Here is a 4,946-nt window from a genome sequence, read left to right on the forward strand (position 1 = left end):
TGCGGAGAGATGGGTGTTGATATGTCCGTATTTAAGTCAGCTAAACATCTTGCCTCTTGGGCTGGTGTGAGTCCTGGAAATTACGAAAGTGCTGGTAAAAAAAAACGAGTAAAACCACACAAGGAAATAAAGCTTTAAAAACGATGGCCGTAGAATGTGTATTAGCGACATCAAGGCAAAATAATCGAATTGCTTCTCATCGAAAAAGAATTACCAAACGACAGGGAAAAATGAAGGGACGAATCGCTTCTGCCCGTTTACTAGTAACGATAGCTTACAACATCTTAAAAACAGGAGAACCTTATCATGAACTAGGCTCAAATTACCTTGAAGAAAAACAAAATAACAAGGAATTAAAAATGATCGAAAATCTAAAAAAGAAAGGCTATTCGATCGCTCCATCTRAACAACAAACTGCATAATCAGTTAATATAACGACATAGTACATTTACGCCCTTCAAAAAATGAGAATATGAAGGGTTTATTTTAGTATTGCTATTTCTCTAATGTGTTTTCATACAAAAAGAGTAACTGTAACGTCGCAGTTACTCTTCAGCGTTAAGATTATCAGTTTCAAGTAACCTTGTCATTTCTCTATTAAACTCACCATAAGAAGATGCTAGGTATGCAGAATTTAATTCGGAAACAACTACCTTTTCTAATGTTTAAGATAAAATTTAATTCTACTCCAGTGTTAATTTGCAAATTCAATACATTATATTTTCATTTGATTACCTATTATAGTCGTTAATAATCGAAATCGTTTTATTTGCCACTTCACTTCCAAGTGAGGCATACAATTTCTTATCGCCAATAACATAAAATTCTTCTTTAGCTCGTGTAGCTGCAACATTCATCATATTTGGAACAGAAACAGCCCATCTTGCTGCCCCACTGCTATTAGAGTCCGCTCCAAGAACAAAATAGACAATTTTTGCTTCTTTCCCTTGAAAAGTATGGACAGTTCCAATATTTGTTATTTTCCCATTTTCTCGTTTCGTAAAGTTAATTTTATCTAAAACTCGTGCAAGTTTATAAGCCACATTTCTAAATGGGGATATAACATAGATTTCTTCCGCTAAATCTGGATCTTCCTGTAAACGTTTATCAATCAGACTTTTCAGTAAGTCAGCTTGTTCTTTAACAAATTTGTCATTTGCTTTTCCGGTTGAATCATACCATTGTGATTTTCCTTGTGACTCATCTTCTGATTTACCTTGTACCATCAGCCCATCATACGAGATTTCATTTGAAATCGTAAACATCGGATAGTTCGAACGTCTGTGTACCCAAAGTGGTATACCAATCCATTCATCCTCATTTTTTTGGAAACCATACTGACTTGTGGCATCCACAATTGTTTGAGTAGACGCATCAGCAGAGACAAATTTTTCATCAACTTTGTAATATCTTCCAATCAAGGTCAGAACATTTGAATCTAACGTCATTACTGGTTTTATTTGTGATGGATCCCCAACGACCATAACCTTTTTACTTCTAAAAATTGCGCCAACACTAGCTTGTGGTAGTGCTYGACCAGCCTCATCTATGAATAGATTACCTATTGAATTTTCATTAAGATTTTTAAACATTCTACCAAAACTAGCAAAAGTAGTGCTGACAACAGGGATAGTGAAATTCAACCATTGCCATGATTCTGAAATTAACTGATGTCCATTCTCTTTTCCAATGTATTCAGACTGTTTATTCCAAATAATCCTTGCAGCTTTCAAACTCTTTCTGTTTTCATACAGGAATTGCTTTCTAACTTTTAAGGCTGAAATGAATAACTCTGATTGTAAAATACGGAACTGCTTGGTAAACCATGGATTAGACTTTTGAACTTCATCATATGATAGTGAAAAATCTAGTTCCTTTATGCCACTTTGATGTTTGAGTTTTTCCAATAACGCAATTCCTTGTTCCAATTTTTTAAAATCATTTTGTTGAGTAGTCATCCATCGATTGAAGTCAGCTTTTGTGTCCTGAATTTGTTTCTGAGCATACTCACTTTTTGTAGCATTTTCCTTTAACCCATTTTCGAGTTGCATGCGGTCATTCAACAATTTAGTCTTTTGTTGAGAAAGATGATTTAAATGATCATTCGTATTATTGAGATTTTTGAAATACTGCTCAACTTTTGGTTTATTAAATATTTTCTGAAACCATAAAAAACTTGGCTTTTGTGAAGTAACTACATCATAATTCCTTTCAGCTTGAGCTTGTAAATTAGTTAAATTTTTGATTTCAATGGAAGCATTCGATAAATCTTTTTGGAGATTTACGCTTTCTTGTCTCAGTCTTTCAAGTTCACGCTTCGCTTCTTCTTCCAGTGAAATCAAATTTGTTCGTTTCTTCTTTTCTTCTTGTTCAAAAGCAATGACTTGCTCCTTATGCTTGGTTTTTAATTTTTGAAGAGAATACATTTTCTTGCTATATTCTTGAATTTTTTCTCTTTCAATTTTTAATTCATCATAGAGACGTGAGAATTCTTGATATACACTTACACCTGTAGTCGCTTGATAATTTTCTTCTAAATCTTTTTCAATTACTTCAATGTTTAAAAGTAACTTGTTAATGTTTGTTGACGATCCACCTTCCAACGAGAATGTACCCCAATTTTCCTCATTTAAAAGCTCACTTTTAATCTCGCGATTCTTTCCGAAACCTTCACCGGTTAATTTAGAATTAGAAACATCTTTAAAATAATTCGCTTCCTCTAGTTGCTTTTGAAAATCGTCAGCAATCTTTTCTTTCTTTGGTAACTCCTTAACAATGTTTTGGACTGCCCCATTGTTTGAACTTGCTACAATAATATTCTTATCTGAAATGGAATGCGGTAAAACACCAAGTTTAGCACTTTGCCAATAAACTAGACTACCTTGAATATTTTTATCAGAAAGCTGTGAAATTTCCGCTGCCTGTTGTACTACTAAATCAGCAAAAATATCTTTTAACAGTGTTGTTTTCCCTGTTCCTGGCGGCCCATTGACACTTCGAATATCATTTTCATCATTTAAAGCTAGATTTACCGCAACCTGTTGCATGAATGAAAGCGCAAAATCAGGATTACTTGGGAACCGTCCCAACGGATAAAATTTAGGTTGTAAAATCATTGTCTCGAAAATATGTGAGTTAAAATGAATTGATTCTTTTTTGCCATCTAGATTTTGCCTATATCCAGAAAAGCCATTAAAATATCGATTCAAATTTTTATTAGTGATTGTCTTTGCTTTATTCAGATCTTCAATAAAGAACGAATGTAGATTTACATCTCCATTATCCAAGTTTTCCACAAATGCATAGCGGAAATTTTCTGTGGAAACATTATACTTTTGTAATAGTTCAGAAATTGAGGTATTAAAATCCTCATCAAATTTCCTGTTCAAATCTTCTCTAAATGAGTTTTCAACTTTTAAAAAATCTTTCGGTAAATCACCATGTTGGCGGATATAACCGCTCATCGTAAAGAACAATTTATCTGCTATAAAATTTAACTGGTTATCAAAATATAAAGAGAAGGTGAATTTGTCAGAGTTACTAACTTCTTCGTAGGCTTTAGCAATCTTGTATTTCTCCCTCAATATATCAACAACCTCTTGAAAATTGAAAATATCAAAATATAATACTAAGCCCGACTTCTTAAAGAACTTATCTGATACATTTTGTTGTCCTTTTTTTTTAGTTAAAAAGTCTGAAAAAAACTTATTCCAGTCCTCCTCCACTGTATGTAAAGACTTTAGCGATTTGTCTTTTTTATTAATAGAACCTTCGGATAGTTGCTCTATCGTAATCCAAGCATTTAAAATATCTTTCCTTCCATTCATGTTCTCCCTCCCATTCTCATCAATATATAAAAAATTTGATTTATAAGCTACATTTGTGTATTGCAAAATAAAAATGCAGAATTTTTCATAGACAAAATTAGATTTCAACTAGAAGTCTTTCAAACAAATGATAATGTTTGGATGTAATGAAGGCTGATCTATTTCGTCCACTTTATATCATTTATTTTACATTTTCTTTGAGGCTTTTCATTGATTTTCTTTATCATAGTAAATTTTAGAATTTCCATAAAGCAGCAAACACCTTTTAGCTTAGGTTGTATTTTAATCAAAAGGCGCGACTTATAATCTGTTTTTTCTTTAATCAATTATAAAACCTCACTTACTTATGATACGGTTCACAGTGACTATCTAAGTGCGATCTTATAAAATTCACTTGCTCTCTATCAATAATTTTATTTAGAAACCAATGGTACTTACTTAATACCCTAGGTTTGGATTTACGCTTAAATTATTTATCGCAGTTTCAATCTTTTGTTTAATAGGTGCTAAAGCTGTTTTCTCGCCTTCTAATTTTACCAGCCACTTAAATGGATCCACATAGTAATGACCATCTACATCTATACTTAAATCCATCCATTTGATATCTCCTTTTATTAAGTCAATAATTTTTGTATCTAAGATAAATCTAGGATATATACTATGTTTTGATTCTAATTCATACGCATGTATAAGTGCTGGACCAAACAATAAATTTTTATCATCATGGTATCTAATGTCTCCTATGACAATCAATCCTCCTATACTCGTTGTGATGTTATTCGTCACTTTGTTATCAGACATTCCCATTCCTCCTTCCTATTTTCGTAATATGATATTCCATCTATTTCGTCAAAATGTCAGTATTCCCCTCCCAAATAATCATTCAAGTGACCGCAGCTACAAGATTAAAAAAAGGTCAACCAGTAATTAAACTGTACCCTATGTAAAGGACATTTTTAAAAAAGGTTATGCCACTTGGAGAAGGTGATTTCTGTATTGAACAGGAGTCATCTTCTTTAAGTTCCATTGATATCTGAAATTGTTATAGTACGTCATATAACTTCTTATTTCCTTTTTAAGTTCTTCTATAGTATTACAAGGTTTAATATAGGCTTCATC

5 protein-coding genes are annotated in these 4,946 nt (G+C 32.5%); 2 read left to right on the forward strand and 3 right to left on the reverse strand.

Going from position 1 to position 4,946, the window contains the following annotated elements:
- Positions 1-9 precede the first annotated feature (9 nt).
- Together AC1DVB_RS25100 and AC1DVB_RS25105 are read left to right on the forward strand one after the other, a co-directional pair.
- A complete protein-coding gene (locus AC1DVB_RS25100; RefSeq protein WP_207441374.1) occupies positions 10-138 on the forward strand; it encodes a transposase in 129 nt (42 codons plus the stop codon).
- A 5-nt stretch (positions 139-143) separates the two neighbouring features.
- Complete coding sequence (locus tag AC1DVB_RS25105) at positions 144-422, forward strand: hypothetical protein (protein WP_477591483.1); 279 nt, start codon at positions 144-146, stop codon at positions 420-422.
- A gap of 309 nt (positions 423-731) precedes the next feature.
- Here the strand turns inward: AC1DVB_RS25105 and AC1DVB_RS25110 are convergent, their stop codons facing one another.
- From AC1DVB_RS25110 to AC1DVB_RS25120, 3 genes are all read right to left on the reverse strand, one after another.
- Positions 732-3,827: an AAA domain-containing protein gene (locus AC1DVB_RS25110; protein WP_477591485.1), complete on the reverse strand. Its 3,096-nt coding sequence runs from the start codon at positions 3,825-3,827 to the stop codon at positions 732-734.
- A gap of 438 nt (positions 3,828-4,265) precedes the next feature.
- Positions 4,266-4,628, reverse strand: a complete 363-nt coding sequence (locus AC1DVB_RS25115) for a hypothetical protein (RefSeq protein ID WP_057277876.1) — start codon at positions 4,626-4,628, stop codon at positions 4,266-4,268.
- Between the two features lie 165 nt (positions 4,629-4,793).
- Positions 4,794-4,946: IS3 family transposase (locus tag AC1DVB_RS25120; protein WP_477591487.1), on the reverse strand; the 153-nt coding region annotated here is incomplete at its 5' end.

The organism is Peribacillus sp. P4_D6 (assembly GCF_056401795.1).

What these genes read in the sequence shown, in the direction of transcription:
- AC1DVB_RS25100 (WP_207441374.1), top strand. Translation starts at nt 10, where the DNA reads ATGGGTGTTGATATGTCCGTATTTAAGTCAGCTAAACATCTTGCCTCT.
- AC1DVB_RS25115 (WP_057277876.1), bottom strand. Translation starts at nt 4,628, where the DNA reads ATGTCTGATAACAAAGTGACGAATAACATCACAACGAGTATAGGAGGA.